Origin of the sequence: Paenibacillus albiflavus, assembly GCF_004344915.1 — a bacterium.
In the GTDB taxonomy this organism is placed as follows: domain Bacteria; phylum Bacillota; class Bacilli; order Paenibacillales; family NBRC-103111; genus Paenibacillus_AM; species Paenibacillus_AM albiflavus.
Genome location: NZ_SKFG01000011.1, coordinates 92,022 through 109,692, shown reverse-complemented (window position 1 = coordinate 109,692; position 17,671 = coordinate 92,022). Strand labels below are relative to the sequence as shown.

The 17,671-nt window shown below is 37.9% G+C and carries 15 protein-coding genes; all 15 read right to left on the bottom strand.

Features of this window, described 5'->3' with window-relative positions; all coding sequences use genetic code 11:
- Positions 1-23: 23 nt before the first annotated feature.
- The 15 genes from E0485_RS12805 to E0485_RS12735 all read right to left on the bottom strand — a co-directional run bounded on the left by E0485_RS12805 (position 24) and on the right by E0485_RS12735 (position 17,631).
- Positions 24-1,331, bottom strand: coding sequence for a glycosyltransferase family 2 protein (locus E0485_RS12805; protein ID WP_235857557.1), 1,308 nt, complete (start codon positions 1,329-1,331; stop codon positions 24-26).
- Between the two features lie 6 nt (positions 1,332-1,337).
- The gene (locus E0485_RS12800; protein WP_132418447.1) at positions 1,338-2,594 is read right to left on the bottom strand and encodes a UDP-glucose dehydrogenase family protein; all 1,257 of its coding nucleotides are present in this window, start codon (positions 2,592-2,594) and stop codon (positions 1,338-1,340) included.
- Between the two features lie 42 nt (positions 2,595-2,636).
- Positions 2,637-3,764 (bottom strand): FkbM family methyltransferase, encoded by a 1,128-nt coding sequence (locus E0485_RS12795; RefSeq protein WP_132418446.1) that lies wholly within the window; start codon positions 3,762-3,764, stop codon positions 2,637-2,639.
- Between the two features lie 35 nt (positions 3,765-3,799).
- Positions 3,800-4,891 carry an NAD-dependent epimerase/dehydratase family protein gene (locus E0485_RS12790; RefSeq protein ID WP_132418445.1) on the bottom strand — a complete coding sequence of 364 codons (1,092 nt, stop codon included), beginning with the start codon at positions 4,889-4,891 and terminating at the stop codon, positions 3,800-3,802.
- Between the two features lie 31 nt (positions 4,892-4,922).
- Positions 4,923-5,702, bottom strand: a complete 780-nt coding sequence (gene rfbF, locus E0485_RS12785) for a glucose-1-phosphate cytidylyltransferase (RefSeq protein WP_132418444.1) — start codon at positions 5,700-5,702, stop codon at positions 4,923-4,925.
- Between the two features lie 17 nt (positions 5,703-5,719).
- A complete protein-coding gene (locus E0485_RS12780; RefSeq protein ID WP_165921168.1) occupies positions 5,720-7,369 on the bottom strand; it encodes a glycosyltransferase family 2 protein in 1,650 nt (549 codons plus the stop codon).
- Positions 7,370-7,798: 429 nt separating this feature from the next.
- Positions 7,799-9,745, bottom strand: a complete 1,947-nt coding sequence (locus E0485_RS12775) for a glycosyltransferase family 2 protein (RefSeq protein ID WP_132418442.1) — start codon at positions 9,743-9,745, stop codon at positions 7,799-7,801.
- A gap of 28 nt (positions 9,746-9,773) precedes the next feature.
- Positions 9,774-11,711, bottom strand: a complete 1,938-nt coding sequence (locus tag E0485_RS12770) for a glycosyltransferase family 2 protein (RefSeq protein WP_132418441.1) — start codon at positions 11,709-11,711, stop codon at positions 9,774-9,776.
- Positions 11,699-12,541, bottom strand: a complete 843-nt coding sequence (gene rfbD / locus E0485_RS12765; protein WP_132418440.1) for a dTDP-4-dehydrorhamnose reductase — start codon at positions 12,539-12,541, stop codon at positions 11,699-11,701. The genes E0485_RS12770 and rfbD overlap by 13 nt, the downstream gene beginning before the upstream one ends.
- A 6-nt stretch (positions 12,542-12,547) precedes the next feature.
- Positions 12,548-13,561, bottom strand: coding sequence for a dTDP-glucose 4,6-dehydratase (rfbB, locus tag E0485_RS12760; RefSeq protein WP_132418439.1), 1,014 nt, complete (start codon positions 13,559-13,561; stop codon positions 12,548-12,550).
- Between the two features lie 195 nt (positions 13,562-13,756).
- On the bottom strand, positions 13,757-14,095 hold the full coding sequence (locus E0485_RS12755) for a hypothetical protein (RefSeq protein WP_132418438.1): 339 nt from the start codon (positions 14,093-14,095) through the stop codon (positions 13,757-13,759).
- Positions 14,088-14,480 (bottom strand): flagellar export chaperone FliS, encoded by a 393-nt coding sequence (gene fliS, locus E0485_RS12750; protein WP_132418437.1) that lies wholly within the window; start codon positions 14,478-14,480, stop codon positions 14,088-14,090. Before fliS ends, E0485_RS12755 begins: the two co-directional genes overlap by 8 nt.
- A 23-nt stretch (positions 14,481-14,503) precedes the next feature.
- The gene (gene fliD, locus E0485_RS12745) at positions 14,504-16,084 is read right to left on the bottom strand and encodes a flagellar filament capping protein FliD (protein ID WP_132418436.1); all 1,581 of its coding nucleotides are present in this window, start codon (positions 16,082-16,084) and stop codon (positions 14,504-14,506) included.
- Between the two features lie 12 nt (positions 16,085-16,096).
- The gene (locus tag E0485_RS12740; protein WP_207910978.1) at positions 16,097-16,468 is read right to left on the bottom strand and encodes a flagellar protein FlaG; all 372 of its coding nucleotides are present in this window, start codon (positions 16,466-16,468) and stop codon (positions 16,097-16,099) included.
- A gap of 389 nt (positions 16,469-16,857) precedes the next feature.
- On the bottom strand, positions 16,858-17,631 hold the full coding sequence (locus E0485_RS12735; protein ID WP_132418434.1) for a flagellin N-terminal helical domain-containing protein: 774 nt from the start codon (positions 17,629-17,631) through the stop codon (positions 16,858-16,860).
- Positions 17,632-17,671 lie beyond the last annotated feature (40 nt).

Genomic DNA, 17,671 nt, shown 5'->3' with positions numbered 1-17,671 from the left:
AAGCTCACCCCGCCAACTATTGCTTAGTAGATTCTAGCAGTAAATTGAGAATCGTCCAGTCCAAGCTCCCTTAGTTGCTCCATCAGAAGAAGACTCGTTTCCCTCCGCTGAATGGATACGATCACATTAATCTGACTTAATTTATCCTTCTGAAACTCTTTAAGAACGGAAGGATAATTTACAAGTAAGCCATCCACCAGACAGCCATTTTTAACAGAGCTGTTGTCAAAGAATCCTTTTACGTTGTACCCCGCATTTAGCAGCATTCTTGCGGTACCCTCGCCGTTGTATCCGGTGGGAAAAATATAAATATCCTTATCCTCTTTTCCGAACACCAGTTCAAGCGTGTATTCCACTACGAACGTACGGTACAGACATAACCCCATATATGGCCCATATCGATTGATAAAACCAACTAATTCATCCAGTTCTGAAATCTCTCCGGATACCGAGAGAATATCCTTATTACTCTCAATAATATAAGCCAACTCATGCATTTGATTTTTATCGAAGGTGTCACAACGAGTTGCAAACAACCCTAATAAAAACTTAACGCGCGTAAGAATAAAATTCCTGCGATCCCCGTCATACTTTTTCTCAGATAAGAAGCGCAATAAGTTTACCGCAACCATGAGGTGGGACTTACTGTGCAAATATGTTTTCGTAGCTGTGTAGGACCCTGTGGCTCGAGGTCTGTAGCAATAAAACGGCACTGAACACAATGCAAACGAGTCAGCGCTGCATAAGACTTTAGGAATCCATTCCTCATCTTCCGCAAAGTAACCTTCAACAAATCTAAGATTCTCGGAGATTAAGAACTCGCGTTTCGTAATAACTCTCCATGGTGTTGCTAGTAGGAATGGCATGTTGAAGAGATAGTTTACGACTTGATCTGCATCGTTTTGTTTAAACACCTCTGGATCAAGAGGAACGTCATTAGTGAAAAATGCGCCCTTCTCAGGTACACAATTAAACTGTCCAAATAGAACTGTCGGAGAATATGTAATCAAGATATCAGAGATGCGTGACAAGCTCTCTTCCACATAGTAATCATCACTATCGCAAAAGTGAATATATTGCCCTGTTGCATGTTGCAAGCCCACATTGCGAGCGCCTCCCGGAAGAATATTTACTTCCAGATGAATAACCTTGATATTGTCATACTTTAAAGCATACTCATCACAGATCTTGCCACTATTATCCTTCGAAGCATTATTAACCAAAATAACCTCGTAGTCCCTAAAGGCTTGGTTCACTATACTAAGAAGACACTCATCCAAATAATTTTCAACATTATACACTGGAACAATGATACTTAAGAGTGGCATCATATCACCTCACAAGAAGTATCGGCAATCTATAAATGGTTTATCGGGATATTTCTTATCAATGCCAGCAAACTCTTGCCATGCGGTAATAAGAACAAGTGCGTCAGATTTCTCGCATATACTTTGCAAGCTTTCGCAATATTCGAGTTCACTAAAATGATACTGCCCGTCAAAAGCCTCGTTTGCGACAGGATCGTAAGCTATGAAATTCCTATATCCTGCTGCTAACAGTAGCTTAATAATTTTTGCAGATGAGCTGTCTCGTACATCATCTGAACCTGGTTTGAATGATAACCCTAATATCCCCAATGTTTCGGATGGGTTTACAACGTGCATAACCTTATTAGCCATAAACTGTGGCATCGATTCATTTATAGTAATGACATCCTTCAGGATCATGGGCTCATATCCCTTCGAAACGGAGGCCGCATACATCGCTTGTGTATCTTTAGGCAAGCAATAACCGCCATACCCGCATCCGGGGAAAACATAAGAGGCCATATTGCTTCCGCCCCAACGACGGTCCATATGCAATATTTCAAAGGCTTCTTTAATTTGAATATCTCCTATTACATCCGCTATTTTGGACATTTCGTTCGAATAGCTTATCATCGTCGCAAGCAAAGTGTTGGATAAATACTTGATATACTCGCCTGTGTTTAGCGATACGTTAAAAAATGGAGCATCAAAGTCACTATATAGTGATCGGAGCATGTCTTCTCCCTTACGATCCTCAACCCCACAAACGATTCGATCGGCATGCATGGCATCGTCCCAGCATTTTCCTTCCCTTAGGAATTCCGGGTTATTGGCTACACTAAACATATCGCCAGGTGATAATCCCATCTTCTTCAGATGTGGGATGACTCGCTCCGATGTAGTGGAAGGCGGAACCGTAGACTTAATAACGATTACACGATGCTTGCCATCATGTAATACGGAAGCAAATTTTTCAATTGCGCTAAAGATATACGAAAGATCCGCCTCTCCCCGTTCCCCACTCGGTGTTCCTACACACAAGAAGACAAAATCGCTATTCTTTACCGCATCTTCCGCATTATCCGTGATCATAAACTTGTTGTTGATATGTCGAACAAGAGCTTGGTCCAGCCCCTGCTCCAAAAAGGGTAACTGACCAGCTTTAAGCAGGCTTGTCCTCTTCGTATCTACATCGAAACCATATACGGTATGATTTTTCTCGGCAAATGCGAGTGCGGTCGTAATCCCTACAAAACCAAGCCCAAATACACTCACAGAATATTTCATGTTATGTATCCCCCTACTCATGAAGCACAAAAGATCCTTCATTTATTCTGCTATAGCATAACACACAGTCTCGCTTATATTATTGCTGTAATGCCTGAAATAAAATTTATACTCCGGAACAAGTTTCTTTAAATACAATGGGATTTCCACGATATCAAGAGGCTTGTGATAGACACAGATAGCGAGCTTAGGTTTATATTTTCTAATAGAAATCTCCGCCCCCTTAAGTGCCTCGAGTTCTGCCCCCTCAATGTCCATTTTGATAAACGTAACCGGTCGGCCATCTAAAAGCTCATCAATTGAAATTACCGGAATTTCTATATCTCCGTCTTTCCCAACTGAGCTAGTGCCGTCATTATGTGCGTGAAAACGCAGTACCTCTTTTTTACTCCAGAGACCATATGGCAGAAGCTCAATATGCTCATACCTTGCAGTCAGTTCTTTAAATTCTTTATGCTTGCTCTCCTCAGGTTCAAAGGCATATATCTTGTTGAAATCCCCTTTTGTTTGTTTTATGAATTCTGCAATCGTATCTCCAGTGAATGCGCCGCCATCAATAAAAATTTCTTCACCAGTTAACTTAATTAGATCAGTAGCAAAATATTGCGGGGACTTACTTCTCAATGGAGCAAGATATTTAGAGCTAGCTGTTATACAATAATTGATTCTATCGTAAAAAATTTGTTTCGATAACTCGTCAGCCAACAAGTCATAAGCAGCTTGAAACTGTTTTTCGCTCTTTTCAATTAGTGAAATATAATTAAATAAATCAAATGTATCCTGACTTTCTAAAAGAACAGAATGAATTCGAGGATCTAAAATAGATTTTAAATCATTGTCCTTTAATTGCAGGGATATTTCTTCGTAAAAATCGAATGAACATATAATGATATAACTTCTACGATAATTGGTTTTCAGCTCGTTGAAGCTAATAATCGGTACCCCTTCTACCGAAGTTCCCCACTTCGCTGGATTGTTGTCACAGAAAATAATCTCCATTGGAATATTCATTGTCTCCAAGTACTTCAAGTAATATCTTCCTATTGCTCCTGATCCAAAAAGCACAATAGGTTTGAATTCCCTGTTCAGGGCTTCCGAACATACCTGGAGTAACAATTGTATTTGATTCGGTTCTTTGGCTAACTGATCGATAGAAAACTCCGCTATCACTCCATATCTCTCCTATCGCATAATCATAAATTGTTCTACCACTCGAATTCGCACCTATCGCACTCTCTCAAATATTCTATATATCTTCTGATTCCCTCTTCGATGTGAATTTGAGGCCTATACTGGAGCAAAGCTTTTGCTTTTGAAATATCTGGGCATCGACGATTAGGATTGTCGGTCAAATACTCTTTGTCCTCATGAGTTTTAAACACAATATCACCGCCGTAATCAAACAGTTCTTTTGCGGTTTTACGGTACAGCTCTGCCAATTGCATAATGCTCAACTCTTGGCTGTCAGAGCCTATATTAAAGATCTCGAACTTGCCGTATAGCACACATTTCAAATACCCGACGATCGCATCCGGTAAATAGTCAAAGGTGCGAGTCGGCTTACCGTCAGAGAAAATGACGATATCCTCGTTGTCGATCACTGCTTTGGCAAAATCAGCTACGACTCTCTGATCGTTAATTCGCATCCCAGGGCCATAGTTGTTAAATGGACGCACTATGGTTACAGGCATTCCATATTGCCGAGCGTAGTTATAACATAGCGTTTCCCCGAAACGCTTGGACTCGTCATAGCATGCTCTTGGTCCACAGGTGTTTACATTCCCCCAATACGATTCCGGCGTAGGAATTTGACTAGGATGCGGATCTCCGTAAATTTCACTACTCGAATAGAACAGAAAACCCTTCAATTTCTTTTCCTTATAGAAATCAAGCATACGGCGCAATCCTGTTACATCGGCATCAATCGTTTCGATCGGATGCAGACGATAATATACAGGCGATGCTAGAGACGCCATATGAAAAATCAAGTCTGCCTTTTCAGCAAAATCGAAATCGCAAGTGATCACATCACATTCCCGTATATCAAAAAGCGGATTTCGCGAAATACGCTCGATCCACTTCGGCTTACCGAACATATAATTATCAATGCCAAAAACCCTTTTAATGCCTAATTTACTTCCATACTCGGAAAGAAAATGCAATAAGGAATATCCTATCGATCCCGCATAACCTGTAACCAAGATCGTACTGCCATACAGGTTCTGCAAGTTTTCTTGAGATAAGGAATGATAAATAAACTCCATATCCTCTGATGTGATTTTTGGGAATGTTTTCATAGCTTACGCTCCTCTTGCACAATTTATGATGCTACTCCCACAATTTCCATGGCGCCTTGTTTTCTCCCCAAAGCCTTTCAAGCACCATTCTGTCTCGAACGGTATCCATGCACTGCCAAAACCCATGATGTTTGTAGGCATTCAATCTATTTTGAAATACGATTTTTTCCATAGTGCTGGCTTCAAAGACGGTTTCATCGCCCTCGATAAGATCCAATACTTGCGGTTCGACCACCATGAAGCCCCCATTAATCCAACCGCCATCCTCTTTCGACTTTTCAATAAATCTTTTCACTTGATTGGAAGAATCCTCAATATCCAGTACTCCGAATCGCCCGCCAGGCTGAACGGCAGTCATCGTAAGATAGCCATCCGATTGGATATGGTATTTTTCCAACTTATTGATATCTACGTCCGAAACCCCATCACCATACGTCAGCATAAATCGTTCGTTGCCTAAGTACTTTTTTATTCTCTTGATTCTTCCGCCAGTCATCGTGTTTAGCCCCGTATCTACCAACGTTACACGCCATGGCTCAGATACATTGTTATGGATCTTCAAGCTATTGTTATTGGCGAAATCAAAGGTTACATCCGATGCATGAAGATAATAATCTGCAAAAAACTCCTTGATTGCATATCCTTTATATCCAAGGCAGATGATAAAATCGTTATATCCATAATGACTATATATCTTCATGATGTGCCACAGAATTGGTTTATCCCCAATCTCGACCATCGGCTTTGGTCGCAAATGGCTTTCCTCACTTATTCTCGTACCATATCCACCAGCTAGAATAACTACCTTCATGTGCTCACGCTCGCTTTTTATGATATTTCTTTCAGTTCCCTCATAATCTCCAATTGTTGGTTCTTGTCTGAACATATTTTCAATGCTTTTTGATAAACGATTTTCGCTTCCTCTTTAAGGCCTGCGTGGGCAAAAGCTTGGGCACCGAAACTTAACGAGGCATGATCATCGGGGTAAAACGTTATTAATGCAACAGCCGTTTCGACAAGTGTCATAAGATCACCATCCATGGATAAAAAGAACATTTTATAAGATAGTGCAACATTATCGAGTGGGCTTTCTTCCAAAATCTTTAATAGCAAATCTATTGCATCATCGTAATTTCCATTAGATATATTCATTTCGATTTGTTCTTTGGCCTCGCTTATTTTTCCACCTGTTACTTGTCCATTAATAACTTCACGAAGTAATAATGGATTAGAAACCAGATCATCATTACGGATAACGTGCTTCATTAGTTCAACCAGATGAGATTTTCCGATAAGAGCGAAAAACTGCTGGAGAATGCTTAGCCCAAATCGACTTTTGTTCATTTCGTCACTAAGCGCAGATATGTACAGCAAAAACGCGTTATGCTTGTTTCCATCAACAGATTTCCCCATTCTAATTGACAGAAATAATCTATAAATATAGTGAGTAGTTGCAATAGGAATGTCGTGCTCTGAAATATGATCAAGTAAGAGTTCCATCATTTGATTCATATCATATAGCAATTTTTGAGATATACTGTCGCTAAGAATAACCTCATGTATTATCTCATTGGATAACATCATCTCGATCGCTTCCAACCTGTCTTTGACTGATGAAGACGAAGCGTTAATAGTCAACTCTAAACAATGTAGTATAGAATAATAAAGAACACCAGCCAGAAATTCTTTATTGGTATTATTTAGATGACCCCAGCTCTGCAGAAGCGATTTGCCTTCCTGATAAATAACTACATATTCCAAATATCTTTGACTATCCGTCAGTGTATGGTAAAACGAATTATTCCTTATTCTGTAATAGTGAAGTACTCGGCTTACACCAACAACGGAGTTAGACAATCTTAATACATCTAGACAAAATAAAGTGTCACCAGCGTTCTTGAGAGCAACAGGGTTCTGCAATCTATACTCAACTTGCTTTTTTACCACAGAATACTTAACTAACTTACCCCACATCGGTCTAAAAGACCCGTAAATATTGGGGAAAATATCACCTAATGCAGTAATTTCAGAAACATAAAAATCCGGTGGAACACGTCTACCTTGAATAGAATGGTCCTCGTCTCTAAAAAATTCAGAACCACAAACTACGATATCTACATTTCGTTCTATTGCAGTTGTATATAAATCTTTCAAAAAATCTGGATGAAGGTAATCGTCGCTATCCAACAAACACCAATAATCAACTTCTTGCTTCCTGATAAATTCTTGATAATCGGGATTAACAGGCACATTGTGTATAAAAGTGTTCCTCTTATTTTTAAATAGTTTTATTCGTTTGTCTTTTCGTGAATATTCTTCCAATATTTTCCCTGTTTGATCTGTCGATCCGTTATCTAGTATTACCCATTCAAAATCAATAAAGGTTTGATTTAATACACTATCCACGCATTCATTTATGTATTCCTCAACGTTATAAGCAAATGTATGGATCGTTATTAATGGTGATTTTTTGTTCACAGCTACCTTCTCCTCTTGCAGTTTGCGTAAGCAGTATTTCATACATGTCAACCCACGCTTTGCATAACTCTATGGGGTTTCCATGTAATTACCTTCTCAGATCCCTTTACTATTATCGGCTAGGTCGATTAGATTATTAATATTGCCCTGTTCTGATAAGCTGAATGAGAAATAGAAGAAAAAAAGAATTTCTATTATAATCCTTTGCGAAACATAAATGATTCTAGTAGTTAACGATTCAAGATCATATCATCTAAAAGGGTTATTTTGCTATGAAAAACTTTCCACTGTTCAGTTTAGTTAAACGACAAAAATAGCTTTTTTCCAAAAAAGCTGCATTATGCAGTTTACTGTGATTAATCTTCTGCATATCAACTTCCGCTTCAGACTTAAATTCCTGCATGCGTCTATTGATGACTGCATCATGAATCATAAGGAACGGAATAATTCCATGTCTTTATATCCCGGGAATTGATCAAATAGCTTTTGTTTGTATGTCTCGATTACGTTATGATCCTGTGTGTTCGTACATAATACCGTATATAAAGCGATCTCGTTCGGCTGAAGCTCAATTGCTTGTTGCATAAAAGCTAATCCTTCATCCATTGCACCTTGATTATAATGAAGAAAGGCCAGATTCACGTAACCCTGGGCTCTGAGCTCACCAGCATCTAATAGCAGGGAGTAATAATCAAGTGCGAGCTCAAGACGATTGCTCTGATAATAGTAGTCTGCTAGCAAATTGATTAACCATGCACTTGATATACGCTGGAGCAATTGATCATATGCGTCATAGAGTTTATATGTAAACAATGAAGTAAGGAGATCAAATAAAAGCGTAACTTCTGCCTTCGATGGGGTAATAACCACCGATTCCCCTTCAAGTGTTTGGATAATGAGCTCCCGAATAAAAAATAAGGAATGATCCTGTGATAGCATAGGAATATACATAGGCTGCTTCCACAGTAGTGCTGCAAGCAGATACGGCATAACATCGCTTTGATTAAGGTCTCCCATTGTGTGCTCGGGGAGCAATTCTCTATAACGATCAAATCGCTGTTGATCCTGCAGCAGGACGGCATATAACAAATTATTCTGAACTGGTAAGACCAGCTTAGTAGCCTCAAGTTTGTTCATATAATAGGTTGATAATTGAGTATCACCACTCCTAAACGTCGCTTGGAAGAGGTATAGGATATCCTTTGGTACATCATTGGAATAAATACGTTCTAGCAGATTAATAATAGATTGTGTATCTTCTCGTTGAATAAGTAAGGAAATAAGTTTACTTAAAGACTGATACTGATAAGGGTTTCCTTGCAATATCTTGATTAACATCAACACTATTTGTTGAGTATCCTGTTTATGATCGTAATAATGTTCTAACATCTGATAAGGAATTTTATAAGCATAATCTGGGCTTACAAGCCAAAATCGATCTTTTGATTTCGCTGCTGTCTCTGCTGCTTGTACAGCCGCATGAAAATAATCCTTTGAGACATCATAAAAGCCTAGACAGTATAGCACGGTTCCTTTTGCACTTAAATAATCAGGGCTATTGTCCCATTCTATCAAGTAGTTCTCGATTAACTCCCATGCTTCATGGTACTCCTGAACGTAAATCAAGCTATTGATAAAATTTACCAGACAGGTATCATACCAAGCGATAGTTCTTTGTGCACCTTTAAAAGCACGTCTATAATATTCGATCGCCTTGGTATGATTTAAGATAGAAGCATATTCATTTCCAAGCGAAAAATAATCTACTGGCTTTGAAGCACTCGTTTCCGTTAGCCTTTCTAGTATTTGGAGATTTCGCTCTGATTTATTCTTTGCCTTGCGAGTTTGCTCTGTATAACCAGTATGATAGAGACGCAAAGGATACTGAACGAACTGTAAGCGATGGTCATGATTTGTAATTTGTTCATGAATTGGCTTCGTATAATGTGTACCAAGACCCGCCTTGAATACTCGAGCCACTGTAGCTTCCACTATACTGTCATCTACATTTGCAGAACCTAAGTAATTAATGATTGGAACCATAAGAACGGTATAAGGCGAAGGGGTTTTATTTATCAAATAAGTACGAAGAGATTCAATACCTGCCTGCTGTACATATTCATCAGCATCAAGGACAAGTATCCATTCTGAGGTCGCTCTGCGTATCGATTCATTTCTTGCCGCTGCAAAATCATTGCTCCACGTATAATCATATACATGATCAGTGTATTTCGATGCAATTTCTTTGGTCCGATCTGTTGATCCTGTGTCTACAATAATGATCTCATCTACGAGCCCTTTGACACTATCCAAACAGCGTGCCAAAACCCTCTCTTCATCCTTAACTATCATGCAGAGTGAAATAAGCTTATCCATAAATCCTCCTGATTCAATCCTCTACTTTTTATTTAATGTTGAATATAGGTATACCGACATAATGAGGAAACTTCCGGAACAGCTCATTCTTATATTTCAGACGAGTAAGCGAATCTTTACAATTCAACCACATATTCGTATATAAGACTATATCATCAGGTCGAAGCTCGCTCGCCTTTCCCAGAAATTTCAAACCATCGTCTTTTTCACCCTGGTTCAAATGCAAATGAGCAAGATGCTCATATCCTTCAGCATTAAGCTCATCAGAATCTAATAAGATAGAGTAATAATCGAGTGCCAGCTCCAGGTGATGATGTGTATAATAATAGTTTGCTAAGGAGTTAATAAGCATGCTGCTGGAAACTCTCTTAAGCAGAAGATCATATTCTTCATATAATTTATAATTAAACAATTCAATAAAAAGCCTCATTAGCATATCAACTTCTTCATCAGTAGGTGAAATTATTAATTCTTCCTCATTTATACAAGCAGAAGCTAATATATACAGTTGGTAAAACGTTGGATCATTAGCTATTACTAGCAGGTAATCAGGTTCTCTCCATCTTACACTAGCTATTACCAGAGGTAATATGATATCTAATTTCATATCTGAAGATAAATCTAGGTTCTTCATAATTTGTATATACTTATCTTGATCTCCTGTCAAAACAGCAAATTGAAGCATCTGTGATGGAGAAATATCTATACTCATTTCTTGGGAGATTCCAAAAAAATGATTAGATAGACTCAAGTTTCCTACTTCGAGCGATACTTGAAAAAGTAAACCAATCTCTACTGAGTTTCGATTCGGATAAAGCTTATAAAGCAATTGTAGGATAGCGTCTATGCTCTCAGTTTGTACTAGCAAATTGATTAATTTGATTAAAGATAAATAATGATATGGACGATCATTCAATACCTTAATTAAATAAAATACAGTTTGTGATAGATCTTGCTTGCGCGAATAATATTGAACCAGCTGATTAAAAGGAATAATACGACCATAGTCCGAACTGATCAGCCAGAAAGGAATATTCTGCATAGACAACTTCTCAGCAATTTGGACTGCTTCCTCATACTGCACTCTGGCTTCATCATAAAATCCGAGCTGATTAAACCATCGTGCTTTAATAGCGAAATACTCAGGGTATTGCTTCCATTGAACTAATTTACTCTCAATTAATTCATTTACTTCCTTCATACGATCCAACCCGAATAAGCAATCAATTAAACTAATTAAGCATCCGACATACCATGGAGTAGCAGAACTCAATCCTTTGAAGGCATTCATATAATTAATATACGCATTCTCATAATCTTTAATCATTTTATATTCATTACCAATTGTATAGTAATCATAAGGTTCAAGTTTATGATTACTGCTATACTGTTCGAGAATCTTCAAATTACGTTGAGATTTATTTTTCTCTAGCATTGTTTCCTGCGTATAGCCAGTATGATAAACATAAAAAGAAAAAGATCTATATTCTAGTTCTCCAGAATCACAAGATAATTGTTCATGTATAGGTCGAATAAAAGTGATACCACTATTATTCGGGAATATCCGCGCCACATATCCCTCCGCTACATTGTGTCCACCACCAACAAAGCTAGTAATAGGTATCGTTAAAGCAATTCTTGAAATACTTTCATTCTTTATGGTTGGTAGGTAATGACGTAGAACATCAATATCATCACGCTCAATATACTCATCTGCATCAAGAATCAGAATCCACTCGGAAGTAGCTCTTCGGATGGACTCATTACGGGCAGCTGAGAAATCATTTGTCCATTCATAATCATAAACCTGATTCGTATACCGCTTAGCTATTTGCTTGGTAGTATCGATAGAGCCTGTATCCACAATAATGATTTCATCAACTAGTCCTTGGACACTATCCAGGCAGCGCGAAAGCGTTTTCTCCTCATTCTTGACGATCATACAGAGAGAAATTAATTTATCCATGAATCCTCCAGTGCCTCTTCCCAATGTCGCATTTGACTGAAGCCATTAATTTTCATAGCAGCGTTCTCCATCACAGAGAACTTCGGTCTCTTTGCTAATTGCGGGTATTCATCAGTAGTACAAGGGATAACTTCCAGATGTTTTATCCCCTTAATTTCAAAAATTTTCTTTGCAAATTCATACCAAGTACACTGACCTGTATTAGAAGTATGATAAATACCGTATTTCTCAGTTCTGATTAAATTGGAAATAAACAAGGCCAAGTCTTTAGCATAGGTTGGTGACCCGACCTGATCATTAACAACCTTAATACTATCTCGTTCTGAAGCTAATTTAAGCATGCTTTTAACGAAATTTGTACCATATTCACCATACAGCCAAGAAGTTCGCACAATGAAATAATCATTTAAAATCGATTTAACCTCTTGTTCTCCCGCTAGTTTAGTCATTCCATATACATTTATCGGATTTGTTTGGTCTGTTTCTTTATAAGGCGTTAGTGCTACTCCATCAAAAACATAATCCGTACTAACAAAACACAACTTAGAACCTACTGCCTTAGCAGCCATGGCAACATTTCTACTAGCATCTGTATTAATTGCCCTTGCTGTCTCCGGGTGCAGCTCTGCTTGATCCACAGCAGTGTATGCGGCACAGTTAATAATTACATCCGGCTTAATTGTGCTTACTGTATTCATTACATCTGGATAAAGCGTAATATCTAACTTCTGTTTATCTAAAGCAACTATTTCATGCGTTCCTTGCGTTCTCATAAACTGCACGACTTCTTGGCCCAATTGTCCCTTTGCTCCAACGATCAATACTCTCATCTTATTTCACAACCTAGAACCATACTGTTTAGTATAATATTGCTGATAACTGCCGTTAATAATTTCTTCCCACCAAGGCTTATTATCCAGATACCATTGAATCGTTGTGCTAATCCCAGTATTAAATTCATACTTAGGTATCCATCCTAATTCCTTACGAATTTTGCTAGCGTCAATTGCATATCTACGATCATGACCCGGACGATCTTTAACAAATTGAATAAGGGATTGAGGCTTGCCTAGCTGATGAAGGATATCTTGGACAATAGCGATATTGGTTTGTTCATTATTGCCGCCAATATTATAAACCTCTCCAGCAATTCCTTTGTGCAATACTAAATCAATAGCCGCACAATGGTCCTCCACATACAACCAATCTCGTATATTCAGACCATCACCATACACAGGCAGAGACTGATCGTGTAAAGCATTAATAATCATCAGCGGGATTAATTTTTCAGGGAAATGATATGGACCGTAATTATTGGAGCAGCGGGTAATACATACAGGCATTTGGAATGTTTCATAATAGGCACGGACAAGCATGTCGCCCCCCGCTTTGCTTGCTGAATAAGGACTGTTGGGAGAAAGCGGCATCGTTTCACTAAACAATCCCGTAGCACCTAAACTGCCGTACACTTCATCCGTTGATATTTGAACGAATTTAGAAATCTTGAATTTCTTTGCAGCATCAAGCAAGGTCTGAACGCCAAGTACATTCGTGCGTACAAAAATATCAGGCTGAGAAATGCTGCGATCCACATGAGATTCTGCAGCAAAATTGACCACACAATCAAAATCCCCTTCAGCAAACACCATATCAACAGCGTGACGATCCGCAATATCGCCCTTCACAAAGGTATAATTTACGTTATCCTGTATATCGATTAAATTATTTAAATTTCCAGCATAGGTTAGAGCATCAAAATTGGTGATTTGATAATCGGGATATCGATTAAAGATATAGTGAATAAAGTTGCTTCCAATGAATCCCGCACCGCCAGTTACTAACAATCTCAACAAAATCACCCCATCAATTTCGCGATATAAGGCATTAATACATCTGTGATTTCTAATTCGCCTCGAGCCCTGTGTAAAACCCGTATATAACCACTTTTATGATGCTGATTAATTAAATATTTCAAACAAAGTTTATCAAAAGAAAAAGAACGGACCGGAAAAGCAACATAGCTTTATTCCATCCGCTCTCTTTGTCTATTTCCTCTGATCATAAAACAAACTTTCAACTGAGTAAGCTTTCTCATATACGGAATGCTGTAGTCTGCCATTATTGAGTTTTTGCAAACCTACTTCTGCCTCAAGCTTAATTTCTTGCATTCGATCACGAATAGGTGTATCAGATGCTAGAATTCTCTCTAATTGCTCCTTTTGAACAGCCGTTAATTTACATCCCGACTGTGACAATTCCACAATCTGAGATATGACAACTCCCCTTTGATCAACAAACTTTACGAAGTCTTCATAATCAAGGGTATTTAGATTAGTAATGACATCATTGGTGGCAAGCTCAAGACTTTGCAATAAGTTATCCATTAGCCTTGGCACCTTGCGTATTAGCTATTTTCGATGCCTCAATCCAAGCTTCTTTTAACTCGATAAAATAGGCAAGCACTTCTTCAACTTGAGCTGCATCCTTCTTTAAGTTAGCTTGAATCAATCGGAAACCAAAATATTCATAGATGCTATACAGCTCTTGTGATATAGGATACTTATTATCCAATGTAACCCTAAGCTCACTTATGATTCTCTGTGCCTTAAGTAAGCTTTTATTTGCGTTTGGATAGTCCATTATTTCTAAGTATTTAATGCTCTGTTTGCATGAGCGAATAACACCATCATAAAGCATTAAGAGCAACTGACCTGGAGAAGCTGTCTGAACTGCCGTTTCCAAATATTTATTGGGATTAGCCTGAAGCATAAATAAGTTCCCCCTATAATCTACTATCCATTAGTCATGCCAAATAATGAACTAGACTGCGAATTGAATTTATTCATCGCTGTTTCCATTGCCGTGAATTGACGATAGTAACGTTTTTCTAACATACTCAGATTGTCATTTTGAGTTCTAATTTTGTCAACTAATTCTTTAATTCCCTTACCTAGAATACTATCTGACTTCAGTGTATCTGTAAGAGAAGTAGAATATGCACTAGTACCAGCTTTGTCAGAAATCGAAGTCAGAGCATCTTTTAAATTATTGTAAAGCCTTTGGAATATACCTGTTTTCTCAGGCTTCTGAACCATATTGGTAGAACCTGCTTCACTAGGTTCAAGAGCAGGAGAAGCAGTAAACAACGCAATTACTGCATCAGGATCCTTGGTAAGAGCATCTCTTAATTTATCTTCATCTTTTAAGTATAACTTTCCAAGATCTGTACGCAAACCCGTTTCAATACCAATCTGGGTAATCTGCTGAATGTTCTTACTTCCTGTTGTCTCTACCTCAGAATAGATACTCAATCTCATATCAGCAAGTGCTTTGGTTAAGATGCCGTCATTCTTAAGCAGTCCGCTTTTGGCTTTGGACTCCCATAACGTAATTTCACTTTCTTTCATATCTTTACGCTGATCGTCCGTTAATGGTTTATACTTACTATAACGTTCTTCACGAGTTTTATCATTCAGCAGTTTGATGAGATCATTATAATCATTAATAAAGCTTTTGATGTCGTCAACAATTTTATCAATATCTCTACTAGTCGTAATTGTAGATGAACCTTTTGCGTTTAATGTAATACTAACACCATTAATCGTAAATGAATTGCTTGAACGAGTTGTAGATACACCATTAATTACAAGACTAGCATCTTGTCCTGGCTTACTATTTTTTATACTTTCTTCTGTTATTCCAAGTGCATTTTTCAAGAATTCATCATTTTTCGAAAAATTGGGATCATTGGGGTCATTAGGATCAGCAAGAATTTCTATGGTTGCATTTTTACCAGTTTGCTTTGTAGTTAATAATAATGCACCTTTACCTTCATCATAAATTGCTTGAACATCAGTCTTGGAGTTGATTTCTGAAATAATGTCTTTCATTGACATTTCACTTGGATTAACTGTAATTTTTGTACCATTTATAGAAAAAGTATATTTTTGATCAGTAATTAAACTATCATCTATAAAACTATCTAGTTGCTCAGTCAGTTTCTTCGTTACATCAATCTCGGAGCCCTTTTTGATAAAAGCCTCACCTACGGTTGTTCTTGGTTCAGCTAAGCTATCAACCTTTATCGACATTGTCCCATTTATAGCACTACCATCTGCCTTAACAGATATTGCCGCTGTATCACCTGATACTTGAGCTTTCATTTGTCCAAATGTGCCAGCTTTATTATAATTAAATAATTTGTTATTACGAAAATCGACGATCTTCGCATTAATTTCACGATAGCTCTCTCGTCTCCATTCGAGTATCTGTTTCTTCTGCCCTAAAGTATCAACTGGTATACGTTTAGCCTTCATCAATTGCTGTACCATTGAATCTATATCCATTCCAGACGCAAAACCGCTTATTCTCATCGTGTTCTCCCCCTATCTACGTTCATCAATTAATATTCCAGCCATTTCCCATAGCTTGGCAACAAAATCTAGTGTCTTCTCAGGCGGAATCTCACGAATAACTTCACCTGTATCCTTATCCGTTACCTTGACCATAATTTCATGAGTCTTATTATGTACAGAGAATTCTAAGGAAGTAGTTGGACCTTGCATATGTTTGATAGCACGATCAATGGCTCTAATTAACTGTTGCTCACTAATAGAGACACTTCCTTGCAGCTCCGCCTGCTTAAGTCCTGCCATATTCTTAATCGGTGTACTAGGTTGAGAAGCTTCTTTTGTTATTGATTGACGAGTATGACTGACCTTAACAGGCTCTACCGAATTAACTTTATCAATATCCATAACTTCACGCTCCATAATAAAGATCTTAACCTTATTATCGGACACCTCGCTTTTAATAGTTAGAGAGTTACAGAAATTGTTCTAAATGATTTATCGCTACCCAAAAGTACGCATTACTATTTTCAATTAGCTTTAAATCGCGATATTCCTTTGCCATTTAATATCTATAATAAGGATCATTCAGATGATCTTTAATTTCCAATTCTTGTAATAGATTGTTTCGATTATTTCATCCTTAAGTAATTGAGCACATTGCAAGCACCGAGCAAGATTATTCTCCACGTTATTAATAATCATTATAAACGAAATAGTTTTCATATAGTTCCCTGTAATAAGCATTAAATAAGAAAAAGACCTTAGAAAATTCTAAGGTCCATTCTAAGAAAAAATTAACGAAGCAATTGTAGAACGCCTTGTGGATTTTGGTTAGCTTGAGCAAGCATAGCTTGAGAAGCTTGAAGAAGAATGTTGTTCTTGCTAAGTTGAACCATTTCCTTCGCCATGTCTGTGTCACGAATACGGGACTCAGATGCCTGTAAATTCTCAGAAGTAGCACCCAAGTTGTTAACTGTATGCTCTAGGCGGTTTTGAATAGCACCTAAATTAGCACGTTGTGTTGATACTGTGTCAATTAGGGTATTAATGTCACCTAATGTAGCACCAGTAGCTGGCACGATTGATGTTTTAGCAGGCAATGTAATGGTTAGTTTTTCAGCAGCATCATCAATTTGAATGTCAACAGTTTTACTAGCATCGAATACATCAATACCATTAAATGTAGTTCTAGTTGTAATACTATCAATTTCAGAAGTTAATGCAGTAAGTTCTGCGTCAATATTAGCTTTGTCATTACCATTGTAAGTGCCGTTTGCTCTTTGAACGTGCAATTCTTTCATACGAACTAGCATATCGGAGATTTCTGTCATAGCTCCTTCAGCAGTTTGTACTAATGAGATACCGTCTTGAGCATTACGTTGAGCTTGGTCAAGACCACGGATTTGTCCGCGCATTTTCTCGGAAATGGAAAGACCTGCAGCATCGTCAGCAGCACGGTTGATGCGAAGACCTGAAGATAGCTTTTCCATGTTCTTACCGGATTGAAGAGTATTGTTACCCATCGCACGGTGAGTGTTCATTGCATTAAGGTTGTGATTAATAATCATTGATATTTCCTCCTTGAAATTTGGATTTCCACATCCATGT

What these genes read in the sequence shown, in the direction of transcription:
- E0485_RS12805 (WP_235857557.1), bottom strand. Translation starts at nt 1,331, where the DNA reads ATGATGCCACTCTTAAGTATCATTGTTCCAGTGTATAATGTTGAAAAT.
- E0485_RS12800 (WP_132418447.1), bottom strand. Translation starts at nt 2,594, where the DNA reads ATGAAATATTCTGTGAGTGTATTTGGGCTTGGTTTTGTAGGGATTACG.
- E0485_RS12790 (WP_132418445.1), bottom strand. Translation starts at nt 4,891, where the DNA reads ATGAAAACATTCCCAAAAATCACATCAGAGGATATGGAGTTTATTTAT.
- rfbF (WP_132418444.1), bottom strand. Translation starts at nt 5,702, where the DNA reads ATGAAGGTAGTTATTCTAGCTGGTGGATATGGTACGAGAATAAGTGAG.
- E0485_RS12775 (WP_132418442.1), bottom strand. Translation starts at nt 9,745, where the DNA reads ATGGATAAGCTTATTTCACTCTGCATGATAGTTAAGGATGAAGAGAGG.
- E0485_RS12770 (WP_132418441.1), bottom strand. Translation starts at nt 11,711, where the DNA reads ATGGATAAATTAATTTCTCTCTGTATGATCGTCAAGAATGAGGAGAAA.
- rfbD (WP_132418440.1), bottom strand. Translation starts at nt 12,541, where the DNA reads ATGAGAGTATTGATCGTTGGAGCAAAGGGACAATTGGGCCAAGAAGTC.
- E0485_RS12755 (WP_132418438.1), bottom strand. Translation starts at nt 14,095, where the DNA reads ATGGATAACTTATTGCAAAGTCTTGAGCTTGCCACCAATGATGTCATT.
- fliS (WP_132418437.1), bottom strand. Translation starts at nt 14,480, where the DNA reads ATGCTTCAGGCTAATCCCAATAAATATTTGGAAACGGCAGTTCAGACA.
- fliD (WP_132418436.1), bottom strand. Translation starts at nt 16,084, where the DNA reads ATGAGAATAAGCGGTTTTGCGTCTGGAATGGATATAGATTCAATGGTA.
- E0485_RS12740 (WP_207910978.1), bottom strand. Translation starts at nt 16,468, where the DNA reads ATGGATATTGATAAAGTTAATTCGGTAGAGCCTGTTAAGGTCAGTCAT.
- E0485_RS12735 (WP_132418434.1), bottom strand. Translation starts at nt 17,631, where the DNA reads ATGATTATTAATCACAACCTTAATGCAATGAACACTCACCGTGCGATG.